Consider the following 14,335-nt stretch of genomic DNA (forward strand, 5'->3'; position numbering starts at 1 on the left):
GTTCCTCGGGAGAGTGTGCTGGCACCGCTCTCCTTTTCTTATGTCACGAGATGATTGCGGTGGGCATATACGGCTGCCTGCGTGCGGTCACTGACATCAAGCTTTGACAATATATTCGTAATGTGGGTTTTCACCGTTTTAATCGTAATGAACAGCTCTTCACCAATCTCTTTATTCGTCTTGCCTTCCGCGACGAGACAGAGGATTTCCAGTTCTCTTTTTGTCAGCGTTTCATGCGGAAGCTGATTCTCTGAATGGCGCAGCCTTGACAGCACTTTTCCCGCCACCTTCGATTCAAGCTTCGGTTCGCCCTTGGCAGCCGCTCTGATGGCTTCGGCTATTTCTGCCGCCTTGGACGTTTTCAGCAAATAGCTGAGCGCTCCCGCTTCGATCACCGGATACACTTTGTCGTCATCAATAAAGCTCGTCAGCACGATGATTTTCGGGTCATTGAGTTTCGCGCAGATCTGTTTTGTCGCTTCGATACCGTCCATGCCGTCCATGACGAGGTCCATTAAAATCACATCCGGCAAAAGCTTTGCGGCCAGATCGACGCCCTGCTGCCCGTCTGATGCTTCACCGGCGACTTCAATGTCCGGCTGTGCTTCTAAAAATGCGGCCAGACCCATCCTGACCATTTCATGATCATCAATCAGTAACACTCGAATCACTGTCGTTCTCTCCTTTTGTTTTCTGATAAATCGGGACTTTCACGTCGATCTGCGTGCCTTTTCCCTTTACGGAGATAATTTCCGCTATGCCGCCGATTTCACTCGCTCTTTCCTTGATGGAATGCAGGCCGTATGAGGATGCTTTCACTTGATCCATCGTAAAACCCGCCCCGTTATCAATGACTTTAAGCTGAAGTTTTTGATGTTTCGCGCCGAGCCTGACGGTGACCTTGGTCGCCTTTGAATGTCTGAAAACGTTGGAAAGCGCCTCCTGCACGATGCGGAACAGATGGTCTTCAACGCCTTTTGACACACCCGTATCGCTGATGTCCCACTCAATATCCAGCGGCTGCTTCGCTTTGAACTCTTTTAACAGCTCAATCAGCCCTTCTTTTAAGCCTTTTCCTTCTAAAGTGACGGGCCGCAAATGCAATAGCAGCGCTCTCATCTCGTTTTGCGCTTCCCCCGCCATATGTTCAACCATGCGAATCCGTTTGACGATTTTGTCATCCGCATCTTTCACCTGCTCTAAGACGGCGGATGTCATCATAGAAATGGCAAAGAGCTGCTGGCTGACGGCATCGTGCAGATCGCGCGCCAGCCGCTGGCGTTCTTCAGTGATGACCGATTTTTTCATTTGATCCTGCCATTCCGCACGTTCGTTGGAGAGCTTTTGCAGCGATGTGACCTGGAGCTCGACCCGCTTGGCCATTTCGTTGAGCTGATCTGCCGCCAGACCGATTTCATCATCGCCGAGCGGCGGCACCCGATAAGCAAAATTGCCGTTTTCAAATTTCAAAACCGCTTCAATCAGTGTATCCATCCTTGTTTTCAGGCGGCCGCCGTATACATAACCGGAAATCAATCCCGCCGAAAGAGACGCCAGAAGCAGGATCACCACAAACGGAATACCGAACCAGCCGGAAGAAAACAACAGCATTGGGTCAAGCCCGTAATACAGCAGCATCAGCGTAATAAACACCGCGCAAAGGAGCAGACTGAGTCCCGCGGTCATCCGCATGGCGCGCCACTGAATATTGGCGAGTAATTTTTTCCTCATAAATACTTCACATCCACATCGCCGATGAATAACGAAATTGAAATTTTAATCCGCCGCGGCGAGTCGCCGTACTCAGACGATACTTTATACAGATTCGGGCTCATGCCGCTTTTCTTAGAGCCGAGCAGGTTCATTTCGCCGATAAAAGCCGATGAACTGACGGACACTTCGATATCCGGCGGGACGTACACATCGACATTGCCGATGACACCGCTGATGGTCATCGTGCTTTCTCCTTCGGGAATCATCGCTTTTGACAAATCAATTTTCACATCGCCGATGAATCCGGAAACATTTAAATCATTCAGCTCAAACGGGTCCTTCATCATCCGGAGCTCGCCGATAAAAAAGCTGCGGAGGTCCGGCTGTCTGCTTTCCGTCTGGGCGGAAGGCTTTGGCTGCTCTTCTTTTTCAAGATTGATTTTCTTCTCTTTATGTTCATGCACGCGCTTTCCTTTCAGGAGCCTGTAGCCCGCGTATATGAGAAAGGCGGCGAAGGCATAGCCGAACAGGTTAAAGGTGGCGCTGAACAGGTTTCTCAAAAATAAAAAAGCGGCGAAGATATACAGGACGGAGCCGAGCCAGCCGCGGGAATATTTATTAAAAATATAACCTGTGATCAGAAAAAAGAGCGGCCAAAACAAGAAGTCGCCGATGCCGATAATACGCAAAAACATGCTGACGCCTAATAAGGCGATGATAAGTCCGAGAATCTGTTTTTTTGCCATCAGCTGCCTGCCCCTCCTTTCCTTGACTATTGCAGTGCAATATTGCCGCTCGTCACTTTTATATCAATCGGCCTGGCGCCGCTGCCTTTCATGCCGGTAAATGCCCCGCCTTCCTTACTCGTTTTCTCAAAGGAATAAGACGGCCGGATCCTTCCGCTTGCCGTCTCGGCGTTCACCGTAAAACTTCCGTCTTTCGGCAGGGTGATCGCTGCGCTGCCGCTCGCAAGCCTGACGGATACGGGAGCATCCGCCGTCTCAAGCGAGGCGTCGACACTGCCGGAAGCGACCCGCACGTCAAGGGCGCCCGACACATGTTGAAGCCCGACATGTCCCGAGGATAAGCGGACAGCCCCCGTTTTTGCCGCAAGGCCTGCTGCTGTGAGATTGCCCGACAGCCCCTTCGCTTCAAACACATCCGTCTTCACGTGCTTCAGCGACATGTTCCCGCTTACAGAACGGACGCCGAGGTGCGCAAGAGACAGCCCCTTGTTTCCGTCGACGGCAATGCTGCCGCTTGACGTATGGACGGTGATGTCCCGATGATAATCGTACGGTATGCGGACAATCAGCAGAGGGCGCTGAAAGAGATTCAGAAATTGGAACCCTTTCTCCTTCGCTTTGAGATTGAGGGTCTTTCCCCTGCTTTGGACAAACATTTTCCCCGCCGGTCCCGCCATGTTTGCTGCGATATCATTCCGCGCTTCCGCGATGATTTTCACATCCGTCTGTTCCGATGAAACCGACAGGCTGTTGACGGCACGCGGCGGTATGCTTGCCGATTCCGCTTCTGTTTCGCACAGCGGAAAAAAACGCCCGGCAAACACTTCTTTCACCAAAAACAGACAGCAGATCAGAACGGACGCCGCCATCAGTCCTTTGGCAATCTTACGCTTCATTACGTTCCATCCTTTTTCATTCATTTTATTATAAAGGAAAAGCCGGATAATTGATACGTGCGTATAGGGAAGAGGCGTAAACGCGCCGATCTTCCCTTGTGCACATTATTCATGAGCCGCTTTTTGACGCTCTGTTTTTTCCAGAGAAAGCGAGCGCATTTTTTCAATCTCAGCTTCCACCTCGTCTGAATATTGGGAGCGGCTGTATTCTGTGTTCGCCTCAGCTGAAGTGCCGTATTTGACGCGGACTTCCATTTCTTCAATGCGGCTTTCCATTCGAAGGAACTCTCTGTAGGCGCTTTCGCTGTCAATTTTGTCGAAAGAAGCGTTCATATGTTCCTTCGCATTTGCCGCGTTCGCGCGGGCGATGAGCGCCTGTTTTTTATCCTTTACGTCGCGGAGGCGCGTTTCTAAAGTTTCCAGCTGCTCTTTCAGCTCTGCCAGCTGTGTTTTCGCCTGCTCATACGCTTTTTCATGTTCAGCCGCTTTTCCCTCAAGGTATTTCATTTCAGTCAGCGCCTTTTTCGCCAGCTCCTCTTCCCCGGCGTCAAAAGCAAGCTGAGCTTGGTTTTTCCGTTTTGCCGCCGTTTCGGAGGCGTCTTCCTGTTTTTTCTTAAACTGATGGACGATCGTATGCTGTTTGACAATCGTTTGTTTCGCCTTAGCGATGTCACTTTCCATATCACGCACATATTGATTCAGCATGACTTTCGGATTTTCTAATTTATCAAGCCCTTCGTTAACAGATGCGACGAACATATTTCTTATTCTTTTTAAGACCATTTTGTCTTCCTCCTTATTTTTTCTTCAGAAATTCTTCCCATTCAGAGTCAAATCCGGATTGATAGCCCGGTGATGCCGCTTCCGGTTCATACTGGCGGGAAGCGGTATCTGAGCCGCCCTGCTTCATCATCTTCCACCCGAAATACACCATGGCGCCGGCCAGTCCGATCGCAACGATAAATGGAAGAGAACCGACGAGAATCATAGCTCCGATGACGCCCGCGATGATACCCGATACCGCCCGGCCTTTTGAAAAACGTTTGATTCCCCAGTAAAGCATCAGGCCTCCGATCGCCAGCGGGATGATAAATGCGAAATGGCCTCCTCCGAAAAAGACAGAAAGTCCGAACACCATCAGCAGAAAGCCGCCTGCCGTTTTGCCATTTATATTCATGCAGATCCTCCTTTCGTTTTCCTTGTCTTTACTATAAACAAATCCCGCGGCCGGCAAAACGAGTCAGAGATTGATTTTCATATCAGACCGGAGTCGTATAAGCCCCCGGACCTTCGCATAAAAAAACGCCGCTGCACCGGACGGCACAGGGCGTTTCACGAAAAATCTATATTCTGATGCTCGCTTCTTTTTCCCTGATGAGATCTGAGCGTTCGGCTTTGGCCAGCTTCGTAAAGAACAATATTCCGAGACCGGACAGGACTTCAACGAGACCGCCGGCGGCAATGACTTTTCCGGGACCGAAGGCGTTAGCCGCGTATCCGCAAAGAACCGCGCCGAGCGGAATGGATATGTTTGAGATCATATGGATGACGGCATAGACTTGCGGCTGGTCATCATGGTCCACAGACGTCTGAATAATCGTATATTCCGGCACATTAATCGCGCTGACGGCAGATCCGAACGCAAACGCGGCGAGGAAGACGAGCGGCAGAAAAGTGTTGAGGCCGGTGATGAAAAATGCCGCTCCTTCTATGATTCCCGCTGACACAAACAGGAGACCGTATTTGTTCACCTTCACCTTAGCCAAAATAAAACCCATTAAAAAGGCTCCGCCCGTGCCTGTCGCTTTCAAAAGCGAGTAGATGATCGGCGGCATGTTTAAATCTTCGGCGACATAAACGGCAGAGAGCGCCTCCCACGGAGCGGCCGCAAAATTCATGAAGATACAATAGATGGCGAGCGGGTATAAAATCTGGTGTTTCCTGACAAGAACGAAACCCCGTTTGAGCCTTCCGAAATACGTCCCGCGCTGTCTGACGGCGACTGTATCCTGTTTGGCATGCTGGACTTGGTATGACATAAAGAGTACGAGAAAACCTGATAGAAGATAGAATATAAGAGCGATAAACAAAGAATAAGCGGGACTGATAAATGTTAAGAACACCCCGCTCAGCGTAATGGCGGCAAGCCTGACGATCTGGCCTGATGACTGGATGACCGCATTCGCTTTCTGCAGGCTGTTTTCTCTGACAATATTGGGGATCAATGAGATAGATGCAGGATTATAAGCGGCTCCCGTGGCTGAATGCACAATCATGAGAAGCATGACAAACCATAAAGGAGAAAAACCGTTAAAGTAACAGACCGGAATGATCAACACGACCGCCGCGCGCGTCAGGTCGGAGAAATACATCCAGAATTTCAGCGTATGCTGCTTCATAAAAGGCCCGGTAATCGGCGCCAGCATCGCCTCCGGAAGGAACGTGACCGCAATGAGCAGGGACGTGCCGATCGCGCCTTCCCCGTCAAAAATCAAAAACCACAGAATGGAATTAAAGGCAAAACCGTCGCCTGACAATTTAACCAGCCTTGAGATAAACAGAAGGGTGAAATTTTTATTCCAGATGCTCTCGCTCTTATTATATGTATCCATCTATCAAATCCCCCATTATTTTACAATGTTTCTTATAATATCTCATTTTTTAATTTTTCAGTCAATAATGCATAAGATACATTTTCCTCCTGTCAATAAAGGTTCAATTGATGGATATCTCTATAAAAAAAACAGCCGGCTTGCTGCTGCCGGCTGAACAAAACATTATTCATCATCACGGAATACCGCGGCGCTTCTTTCATACTCTATATCCTGAACGCCCTGTCTTGCGTTAACTGCTCTTGCCGCCGCGAAAAAATAATCAGACAGGCGGTTCAAGTAACGCATCACCGTATCATTTATCTCTTCTGTTTTGCCGAGTTTCACGATGAGACGCTCAGCCCGTCTCGTGACGGTCCGCGCGATGTGAAGCTGAGCAGCCGCCTTATGCCCGCCCGGAAGAATAAATTTCTCAAGCGGGGGCGCTTCAGCCGTGTAACGGTCTATGCAGTCCTCCAATGCGGAAATAGATGTCTCTCTTAATGTATAGCTTCTATGTTCAGTGACCGTCGCCAAGTCGCCGCCGCAGTCAAACAGCTCATGCTGAATGTTTCGGAGTTCGGCTTTCACATCACCGCAATTCTCACAATCATCAAGCTCCGCAAGCGCAAGCCCGATAAAGCTGTTCAGCTCATCAATCGTCCCGTAGCTTTCAACCCGCAGACTGTCTTTATCCGTTCTGCCGCCGATCAGGCTTGTCTGTCCTTTATCACCGGTTTTCGTATACAGCTTCATCGTTGTATTCCTCCTTCTTCCGCCGCTTTTACACATGCCGCGGTTCCTCTTCTGACGGCTCTTTCCGCGTGAGGGACATCCATCGCCTCTCCTGTCTGCAAGGCGCAAATGACAATGTCGCCTTTTGCCTGTCTGCCGGAAAGAGCCTGCATTCTCGCTTCAGCCGCTGCCGTTAACAGCCGTACAAATCCCTGTTCCGATAAACGTCCGCTGATCAGCACCCAAACGGTATGCTGCGCAGTCACGGCAATTGTGACCGAATCAAACGTACGGCAGATCAAACCAGCGGCCGCTGAGCCGGAAAGCCGGCGGCTCCACGAAAAGCCCGGGCCGTCAGATGCGGTTGACAACATTCTGAACGGCCGTTCTGTATGAAGCGTTACGGTATTTCCGCTTTTGTTTATCAGAGAGGCGAACGGAACGTTGACAGGCTCTCTTTCCTCCTGCGCTTCCGGCATGAAAGCGATCAGCGGTTTCGGTGACGATTGCTGGGCAACAGCGCTGACGGTGATGCCGTAAATGTCTTCAATCGTCTCTTTTTTCAAAGCCTGATCCGGCGTCTGCTTCGGAAAAGCGCGTCCGTCTTTCATCATCAGGAGCTGATCACAATATTGGCCTGCGGCGTTTAGGTCGTGAAAAATACTGATGACCGTCAGGCCTCTTTCTCTCGTCAACCGCTTCACCGTATCAAGCAGGTCTTTCTGATATTTGAGATCAAGAAAGGTCGTCGGCTCATCCAGACACAGCACCTCAGGCTGCTGAGCCAGCGCCTGCGCCAGAAAGACGCGCTGCCGCTCCCCGCCGCTCAGATTGCGGACGGATTGCTGCGCATATCGGTCGATGCCCGTCATTTCCATCGCTTCCCGGACAATGTCTTCGTCATCATGTTGATCCATCTGTCTGAAGAGTCCTTTTTGATACGTGTATCTGCCGAAGGACACTGTTTCCTTAACGGTAAATGTAAAAGCTTGCTCCGTATGCTGCGGCAAAACGGCCATGATTTTCGCAAGTTCCCGCGGCTTGTATCCGCCGATGGGCCTGCCTGCTACGAGCACCTCGCCTTTTGACGGAGAGAGCATTCCCGTCAGCAATTTCAACAGCGTTGTTTTTCCCGAGCCGTTCGGACCGAGTATGCCGACAAATTCACCTTTTCCGGCGGTAAAGCTGACATCTTCCACAATCATCCGGCCTCCGTACCCGCCGGACAGGCTGCTCACCCTGATCATAAGCGTTTCCCTCCATGATGCTGGCGAAGCAGAATCAAGGCAAACACAGGCGCTCCCGCCAAAGCCGTCATAATGCCGATCGGCAATTCGACAGGCTCAATGACGGTGCGGGAAAACAAATCCGCCAAAATGAGAAAACCGGCGCCCGTCAATGCTGACAGCGGCAGTAAATGGCGATGATCCGTTCCCCATAAAAGCCGTGTCACGTGGGGAATGACAAGGCCGACAAATCCGATCGTCCCCGAGACGGCAACCGCTCCTCCCGTCAGCAGAGATCCGGCGGCGATCATCAGCCATTTTCTTTTTCCCGTACTGACGCCTAACAGCCTTGCCTTTTCTTCTCCATAAGTCATAATGTTTAATTCTCTGCCATTGATAAGCAGAAGCGCCGTCCCGGCCAGAAAAAAAGGCAGAAACAGCGCGACATAGCCCCAGCCCCTCATTGACACGCTTCCTAACAGCCAGCGGACAATCGGGAGCAGATCATTGCCCGTTAAAGCGATCACAAGCGATATGAGAGCCCCGAGAAAAGAATTCATGATGATGCCTGTCAAAATGAGCGTCGAAACCGACATCGACGCATGAACGAGGCGGCTGAAAAACAGAACCGCCGCCATGACCGCAATCGCTGCGGCGATGCTGACAACCGGTAGTGTGAACCGGCCGATGACGGGAATCTGAATGCCGAAAAACAAGGTGATAACGGCTCCCGCCGAGGCTCCCGAAGATACCCCGAGTGTATAAGGGTCGGCGAGCGGATTTTTCAGAAGTCCCTGAAACGCCGCTCCCGCAATGGATAACGCGGCTCCGACAAGGGCAGCCAGAACGACTCTCGGCAGGCGGATATTCATCATAATATTTACATTCATAGGGTCAGCCGAGGATGTCCGGCCGATCCCGATCCAAAAAACGTCGGATAAAGGAATATGCAGACTGCCGATTGAAATGCCGAGTGCCGTACAAACGGCTAAAAACAGCAGGCTGACCGTGTAGGCCAGCGGGCGGTTACTTTTTAAACGTTTCAGGATAAACGCTTTCTGCAAGCTTCTCGACCCCTTTGACAAGGCGCGGGCCTGAGCGTGTGACAAGGTCGGGATCAACAGAATAGACATTGTGGTGTTTGACCGCATTGACGGCACCCCAGCCGGCGCGTTTTTCCACTTCAGCGGCCTTTACGCCGTCTGTCGTAATGATGACGTCCGGATTCATTTTGACAATCGCTTCATCCGTCAGCTGAACCCAGCCGGTCTGGCTGCCGGCGGCGTTTTTCGCGTGTATATCTTCAAGCATTTCGTTCATAAACGTGCCTTTCCCCGTCGTGTAGCCGTCAGGAGACACTTCGACGAATACTTTCTTTTCGTCTTTTTCAGAAATGGCCGCCGCTTTCTTTTCTATGCCGGAAAGGTCGGATTTCATCGATTTGATCAGCTTATCCGCCTGCTTTTCTTTGCCGGCCGCTTTTCCGATCATGCTGATTGATTTGTACACGTCTTGGAACGATTGCGCATCATTGACCGTTAAGACGGTGATGCCCGCATCTTTCAGCTGCTTCATCGCATCGGCGGAAGCGGACATAGAGGACGCGTGGGCAAGCACGAGATCCGGCTTCAGCGCGATGACTTTTTCAGCGTTCACATTCATATCTCCGACTTTCGGTTTTTTTACCGCTTCTTTCGGATATGTATCATTTGTCGTGACGCCTGCGACCTTATCTCCCAGTCCGAGCGCGTATGTAATTTCCGTATTGCTCGGCATGAGGGAAACGATTTTTTCCGGTGCCTGCTTTATGGTTACTTTTTCGTTCGCGGCATCCTTAATGGTTACCGGGAATGCTTCGGTTGAGACGGCTTTTTGTTTGGCCGCGCTTCCTTCTTCCTGTGCGCCGGAACAGCCGGCGATCACAAAGGCGGTGACCAAAAGCGCCGCCCAGACGGCAGTGATCTTCTTCATTCTTTTAACTCCCCCTGATTATGGTAAACGATTGTCTCTTTGACATTCGTATCCTTTTTTCGCAGTAATTATACTATAAGTCTTTAAGGCTTGTATATCCGGCCTTTTTGCATGAAAGCAAATTGTTCGTACACACTAAAATTCATCATGTATACTGTTACACAATGGTGTAAAAAGGAGGATTATCATGGAATTACAGCTTGAACGAAAGCTCGTTTTGATTACAGGATCAACCTCAGGCATCGGAAAAGCCGCGGCAAAAAGCTTTTTAGCCGAAGGCGCCGAGGTGATTATAAACGGAAGAAAAAAAGAAACTGTGGAACGGACGGTTGAGGAGCTTTCCGCTTACGGAACGGTCCACGGCATCGCTGCGGATTTATCGCGTCAGGATGAGGCGGATGACTTGATAAAGCGCGCGGGTGTAATCGGGGAAGTCGATATTCTCGTCAATAATCTCGGTTTTTTTGAAGTAAAAGACTTCGCTGAGGTGTCTGATGACGAATGGACTCGGTATTTTGAAGTGAATGTTATGAGCGCCGTGCGCCTGTGCCGGCGTTTTCTGCCGCAAATGCTCGAGAGAAACAGCGGACGGATTCTGAACATCTCCAGTGAAGCCGGTGTCAAACCGCTTGCGCAAATGATTCCGTATTCAATGACGAAAACGGCGTTAATCAGCTTGTCCCGGGGAATGGCGGAAATGACGAAAGGCACAAATGTCACGGTCAACTCCGTGCTGCCGGGACCGACATGGACCGAAGGCGTCGCTTCTTACATGGAAGGAGCCGCAAAGGCTGCCGGAGAAGACACAGACAGCTTCGTCCGGGATTATTTTAAAGTGAATGAACCGACATCATTGATTCAGCGCTATGCAACCCCGGAAGAAGTCGCCAATACGATTGTATTTCTCGCTTCATCAGCGGCTTCTGCCATTAATGGCACCGCACAGCGGGTTGAAGGCGGCATCATCCGCTCCATTTAACACAAAAAAGCCCGGCACAATGGGAACTTCCCCATATGCCAGGGCTTTTTTTTACATCATGCCTGCAAACGGAACCGGCTCCCAGCCGCCCGTCTCAAGCTCTGCTGAAAACAGGCCGCCCGCATGCGGCTGCTCAAGTCTTTCGGCTTCCGTCAATTTTTCCGTCGCGGTCGTAATGTATAACGTGTTCAAGTCTCTGCCTCCGAACGCGCAGCAGGTGACGTATTTCGCCGGAACTTCGATAGATGCAATTTCCTTATGCAAAAACGGGTCAATCCGGACGGCACGGCCGCCTCCGAACAGAGCCACCCACAGCATTCCGTCACGGTCAATGGTCATTCCGTCGGGAGATCCTTGCGACTTCGGAAAGCGGTAGACCGTTTTCGGATCTGATACGGCTCCGGTTTCAGGATCATATGAATAACAGACGATTTCCTGCGTCGGAGTATCGATATAGTACATCAGGTTTCGGTCCCGATCCCAATCCAAACCGTTCGAGGTGGAGACCTGGTCTTTTATTTTGGCAAGGCTGCCGTCCGTATTCAGACGGTACAGCGAAGCCTCCTCTTCTTTGCCTTCCATGCTCGTCGTTCCCGCCCATAATCTGCCGGACGGATCGCATTTTGCGTCATTGAAACGGATATCTTCCCGCATGTCTTTCGGCTGCTTCATCTTCGTCAATGTGTCTTCCCGAAGATTGTACAGGTAAAAACCGTCTTTCATCGTCATCACCAGCTCTTCCTTTGAATACAAGGCCAGAGCCGTGACAAATGATTTGAATTTAACGGAACGGTTGATTCCGTCAGCCGGAGTGAAGATATGGAGCTGGCTGCCCAGTATATCCACCCAGTACAGGCATTGCTTGTCCTTGTCCCATAAAGGGCCTTCTCCGATAACTGCTCTCGTATCTGCTCGTAATGCTGCTTCCATGTGTGAACACCTCTTTTGCTTGTCAGTCTTCTATTGTTATTCCCGACAAAGCGGCGTCCAAACTCAATCTTTTTTAAAAAGAATCGTAATCACCGTTCCGGCGCTGATTCTGCTGTTGACATGGATGGTTCCGTTATGAAGGTGAACCAGCTCCTTGGCAATGGCGAGCCCGAGTCCCGTTCCTTCTGACGGTCCCTTCGTATTCGTTCCCCGGTAATAACGGTTAAACAGCTGGTGAATCGTTTCGTCGTCCATTCCTCTTCCGTTATCTTTCACCTTCAGAATGAGCTGTTCGGCTGATTCCTCAAGCACGACCCGAATGGCGGTCCCTTTCTTATTATGCTTAACCGCGTTTGCCAGCAGATTCTCCAGAATACGGCGGAACCACGCTTCATCAATGGCGAAAAGAATGTCTTCCTTTTTGGTTTCAAAGGCGATGTCATAGCCTTCCGAGAACGTGTTTTTCGTGAAATCGTTCGTGACGTTTCTGATAAACGGCACGACGTTGATCAGCCGCCGTTCGATCGGGAGGGCCGCGTTTTTGAGGCGGTATGTTAAGTTTAAGTCCTCAATCAGCTTCGACATATATTCTGATTTTTCCCGGACGATCTGCCCCATTTCTTTGACTTCTTCCGGGGTCCAGTCGTATTGCTTCGATTCAAGCATCATGCTGTAGCCGTAAATCGTGCTCAGCGGGGTTTTTAAGTCATGGCTCAGCCCGGCGATCCACTCTTCCCTTGTCGCCTGGATTTTTTCTCTGTTTTTCTTATCCCGCTTCAGCGTGTCGGTCAGCTGATCCATCGATTCGAAAATCTCGGCGAAAAAGCGGAACGGCTGTTTTGTTTTGCCTTTTTTGTTTTTGCTGACCGGCTGTCCTTTGCGGTTCTTCGGCTCTTCAAGCCGGCCCTTTGATAAATTGACGAGCCATTTGATGGTATGAAACAGCGGCCAGCCGAAACGGAAAGAGTACCAGATGGTCAGGATGCAGATCATAAATACCAGGATTCCGATCAAGAGGAAGAGGGTTTTCATCACATTTCTCAAAAATGATTTGTTAAACTCGTGATCGGGGATGTACACGGGGTTCGGCACCGACGCGACCATCCATTTCGTTTTATCGAGTCTTTTAAAAGAAATTTCCCGTTTGTAATTCCACGGCTTGGAACTGTATTTCAGCAATTCAAGCTCATTGACGGTGTTCCGTTCTTTTTTCGTGCTGTTGATATCCCCGAGCAGTCTGCCGCTGTCTTCGAGAAGGTAGACCGCCCCTTTTTCCCGTTTAATATAATCAATCGTGCTCTTTTTATATTGAGAAAGGGAAGCGAGGGATGGCTCCTGTGATTCGATGTAAGTGAGAAGCTGCTCACTGGCGGATTTCCAGCCGAACAGAATCAAATAGGTCTCATCATTTATCGTGACCGTCCAGTAATTCAGCTTGTAGTTGTCAAAATTCCGGTACTGGTAAATGGATAAGAGATCTTTTCTGCTGTAATGGCTCGGGACGTCTTTCGGCACTCTGTACGCGTAGTCCGTTTTTTCATTGTCATTAATGATCTGCAGCCAGCCCTTCTGCTTTCGGACCGACATCTTTAAAAACTCATCGACATCCCATGTGCCGTCTTCGTTTTTATCAAGCCACGCTTCAAACGAGTCCGCGGTCGCTTTGGTCAGTCCCGCATTGGCTTCCGCTTCGCTGAAACGCCAATCCAAATAGAAGAAAGAAGCGACGGCCAAAACGGACATCAGCAGGATGACAAGCAGAAGCTGTCCGAAAAAGTGGAGCAGAAATTTTCCGCGCATTCTCATGAGCGGGTTCCTTTTTCTCCTTGATCGGGAATAAACCGATAACCGAGGCCGCGCACCGTTACAATATAGGACGGATTGCTGGGGTCTTTTTCAATTTTTTCTCTGAGCTTGCGGATATGCACCATGACGGTGTTGTTGTCGCCGTAAGACGGATATCCCCATACTTTTTCATAGATCTGATCTTTTGAGAGCACCACATCAGGGTGTTCACAGAAATATTGAAGCAATTGCAGAAGCTGTGCGGAGCAGCTGACGGGCTCTCCCCCGACGATCAGCTCGGCGTTTTGCGGTGAATAGGAAAAATGACTGTATGAATACGTCTTTACCGCCGTTTTCTCTTCGCGCTTATAGGTTCTCTTTAACGTCGCTCTGATCCGCGCCGCCAATTCGAGCGGATTAAACGGCTTTGTTATATAATCGTCAGCTCCCAATGCAAATCCTGACAGCTTATCCGCATCAGAAGAACGGGCGGTCAGAAAAAAGATCGGAGCGTCGGTATAGTTCCGGATTTCGGTGCATGCTTCAAAACCGGACATGCCTTCCATCATCACATCCAGCACGAGCAGATCCGCGGTTTCATGTTTAACAAACTCGATCGCTTCCTCAGCGCTTCCGGCTGTCTTAATGTTGTGATAGCCTTCTTTGACGAGAACGCGTTTGACCATATCAACGATCGCCTTCTCATCGTCTACAATTAAAATTGACGCATTTTCCACCTTGGACGTTCCTTTCTCTTTGTTTT

Annotated in this window: 15 protein-coding genes; 1 reads left to right on the top strand and 14 read right to left on the bottom strand. The window is 50.2% G+C overall.

The features are described from left to right. Window positions 1-38 precede the first annotated feature (38 nt). The 11 genes from NYE62_RS16865 to NYE62_RS16915 all read right to left on the bottom strand — a co-directional run bounded on the left by NYE62_RS16865 (window position 39) and on the right by NYE62_RS16915 (window position 9,878). Window positions 39-671: a response regulator transcription factor gene (locus NYE62_RS16865; RefSeq protein ID WP_251257625.1), complete on the bottom strand. Its 633-nt coding sequence runs from the start codon at window positions 669-671 to the stop codon at window positions 39-41. After that, window positions 649-1,731 carry a two-component system sensor histidine kinase LiaS gene (gene liaS / locus NYE62_RS16870; RefSeq protein WP_003151796.1) on the bottom strand — a complete coding sequence of 361 codons (1,083 nt, stop codon included), beginning with the start codon at window positions 1,729-1,731 and terminating at the stop codon, window positions 649-651. Before liaS ends, NYE62_RS16865 begins: the two co-directional genes overlap by 23 nt. Then, complete coding sequence (gene liaF / locus NYE62_RS16875; RefSeq protein ID WP_033574865.1) at window positions 1,728-2,459, bottom strand: cell wall-active antibiotics response protein LiaF; 732 nt, start codon at window positions 2,457-2,459, stop codon at window positions 1,728-1,730. The genes liaS and liaF overlap by 4 nt, the downstream gene beginning before the upstream one ends. A gap of 26 nt (window positions 2,460-2,485) precedes the next feature. Further along, window positions 2,486-3,355: a DUF4097 domain-containing protein gene (locus NYE62_RS16880; protein WP_033574864.1), complete on the bottom strand. Its 870-nt coding sequence runs from the start codon at window positions 3,353-3,355 to the stop codon at window positions 2,486-2,488. 105 nt (window positions 3,356-3,460) lie between these two features. Continuing rightward, window positions 3,461-4,138, bottom strand: a complete 678-nt coding sequence (locus NYE62_RS16885; RefSeq protein WP_007410057.1) for a PspA/IM30 family protein — start codon at window positions 4,136-4,138, stop codon at window positions 3,461-3,463. Between the two features lie 13 nt (window positions 4,139-4,151). After that, a complete protein-coding gene (locus NYE62_RS16890) occupies window positions 4,152-4,532 on the bottom strand; it encodes a protein liaI (RefSeq protein WP_033574863.1) in 381 nt (126 codons plus the stop codon). A 166-nt stretch (window positions 4,533-4,698) separates the two neighbouring features. After that, window positions 4,699-5,967, bottom strand: coding sequence for an MFS transporter (locus NYE62_RS16895; RefSeq protein WP_007410055.1), 1,269 nt, complete (start codon window positions 5,965-5,967; stop codon window positions 4,699-4,701). A gap of 165 nt (window positions 5,968-6,132) precedes the next feature. Next, window positions 6,133-6,702, bottom strand: a complete 570-nt coding sequence (locus tag NYE62_RS16900) for a cob(I)yrinic acid a,c-diamide adenosyltransferase (RefSeq protein WP_007410054.1) — start codon at window positions 6,700-6,702, stop codon at window positions 6,133-6,135. Beyond that, window positions 6,699-7,928: an ATP-binding cassette domain-containing protein gene (locus tag NYE62_RS16905; protein ID WP_256683632.1), complete on the bottom strand. Its 1,230-nt coding sequence runs from the start codon at window positions 7,926-7,928 to the stop codon at window positions 6,699-6,701. The genes NYE62_RS16900 and NYE62_RS16905 overlap by 4 nt, the downstream gene beginning before the upstream one ends. Beyond that, window positions 7,925-8,971, bottom strand: coding sequence for an iron ABC transporter permease (locus tag NYE62_RS16910; RefSeq protein WP_025285248.1), 1,047 nt, complete (start codon window positions 8,969-8,971; stop codon window positions 7,925-7,927). The genes NYE62_RS16905 and NYE62_RS16910 overlap by 4 nt, the downstream gene beginning before the upstream one ends. Further along, window positions 8,934-9,878, bottom strand: coding sequence for an ABC transporter substrate-binding protein (locus NYE62_RS16915; protein WP_012118415.1), 945 nt, complete (start codon window positions 9,876-9,878; stop codon window positions 8,934-8,936). The genes NYE62_RS16910 and NYE62_RS16915 overlap by 38 nt, the downstream gene beginning before the upstream one ends. A 187-nt stretch (window positions 9,879-10,065) precedes the next feature. On the opposite strand from NYE62_RS16915, the gene NYE62_RS16920 reads away from it, so the two are divergent. Next, window positions 10,066-10,857 carry an SDR family oxidoreductase gene (locus NYE62_RS16920; protein WP_007410049.1) on the top strand — a complete coding sequence of 264 codons (792 nt, stop codon included), beginning with the start codon at window positions 10,066-10,068 and terminating at the stop codon, window positions 10,855-10,857. Between the two features lie 51 nt (window positions 10,858-10,908). Here the strand turns inward: NYE62_RS16920 and NYE62_RS16925 are convergent, their stop codons facing one another. The 3 genes from NYE62_RS16925 to NYE62_RS16935 form a co-directional block, all read right to left on the bottom strand. Continuing rightward, window positions 10,909-11,787 (bottom strand): SMP-30/gluconolactonase/LRE family protein, encoded by an 879-nt coding sequence (locus NYE62_RS16925; protein ID WP_007410048.1) that lies wholly within the window; start codon window positions 11,785-11,787, stop codon window positions 10,909-10,911. 63 nt (window positions 11,788-11,850) lie between these two features. Then, window positions 11,851-13,593 (bottom strand): HAMP domain-containing sensor histidine kinase, encoded by a 1,743-nt coding sequence (locus NYE62_RS16930; protein WP_012118418.1) that lies wholly within the window; start codon window positions 13,591-13,593, stop codon window positions 11,851-11,853. After that, window positions 13,590-14,309, bottom strand: coding sequence for a response regulator transcription factor (locus NYE62_RS16935; RefSeq protein WP_003151779.1), 720 nt, complete (start codon window positions 14,307-14,309; stop codon window positions 13,590-13,592). Before NYE62_RS16935 ends, NYE62_RS16930 begins: the two co-directional genes overlap by 4 nt. Window positions 14,310-14,335: the final 26 nt, after the last annotated feature.

Origin of the sequence: Bacillus sp. FSL K6-2861, from assembly GCF_038630725.1 — a bacterium.
GTDB classification, from domain to species: Bacteria; Bacillota; Bacilli; order Bacillales; family Bacillaceae; genus Bacillus; species Bacillus velezensis.

Excerpts from the sequence above, each read along its gene's own strand:
- NYE62_RS16880 (WP_033574864.1), bottom strand. The coding sequence starts at position 3,355 with ATGAAGCGTAAGATTGCCAAAGGACTGATGGCGGCGTCCGTTCTGATC.
- NYE62_RS16895 (WP_007410055.1), bottom strand. The coding sequence starts at position 5,967 with ATGGATACATATAATAAGAGCGAGAGCATCTGGAATAAAAATTTCACC.
- NYE62_RS16890 (WP_033574863.1), bottom strand. The coding sequence starts at position 4,532 with ATGAATATAAATGGCAAAACGGCAGGCGGCTTTCTGCTGATGGTGTTC.
- liaS (WP_003151796.1), bottom strand. The coding sequence starts at position 1,731 with ATGAGGAAAAAATTACTCGCCAATATTCAGTGGCGCGCCATGCGGATG.
- NYE62_RS16925 (WP_007410048.1), bottom strand. The coding sequence starts at position 11,787 with ATGGAAGCAGCATTACGAGCAGATACGAGAGCAGTTATCGGAGAAGGC.
- NYE62_RS16900 (WP_007410054.1), bottom strand. The coding sequence starts at position 6,702 with ATGAAGCTGTATACGAAAACCGGTGATAAAGGACAGACAAGCCTGATC.
- NYE62_RS16930 (WP_012118418.1), bottom strand. The coding sequence starts at position 13,593 with ATGAGAATGCGCGGAAAATTTCTGCTCCACTTTTTCGGACAGCTTCTG.
- NYE62_RS16915 (WP_012118415.1), bottom strand. The coding sequence starts at position 9,878 with ATGAAGAAGATCACTGCCGTCTGGGCGGCGCTTTTGGTCACCGCCTTT.
- NYE62_RS16885 (WP_007410057.1), bottom strand. The coding sequence starts at position 4,138 with ATGGTCTTAAAAAGAATAAGAAATATGTTCGTCGCATCTGTTAACGAA.
- liaF (WP_033574865.1), bottom strand. The coding sequence starts at position 2,459 with ATGGCAAAAAAACAGATTCTCGGACTTATCATCGCCTTATTAGGCGTC.
- NYE62_RS16920 (WP_007410049.1), top strand. The coding sequence starts at position 10,066 with ATGGAATTACAGCTTGAACGAAAGCTCGTTTTGATTACAGGATCAACC.
- NYE62_RS16905 (WP_256683632.1), bottom strand. The coding sequence starts at position 7,928 with ATGATCAGGGTGAGCAGCCTGTCCGGCGGGTACGGAGGCCGGATGATT.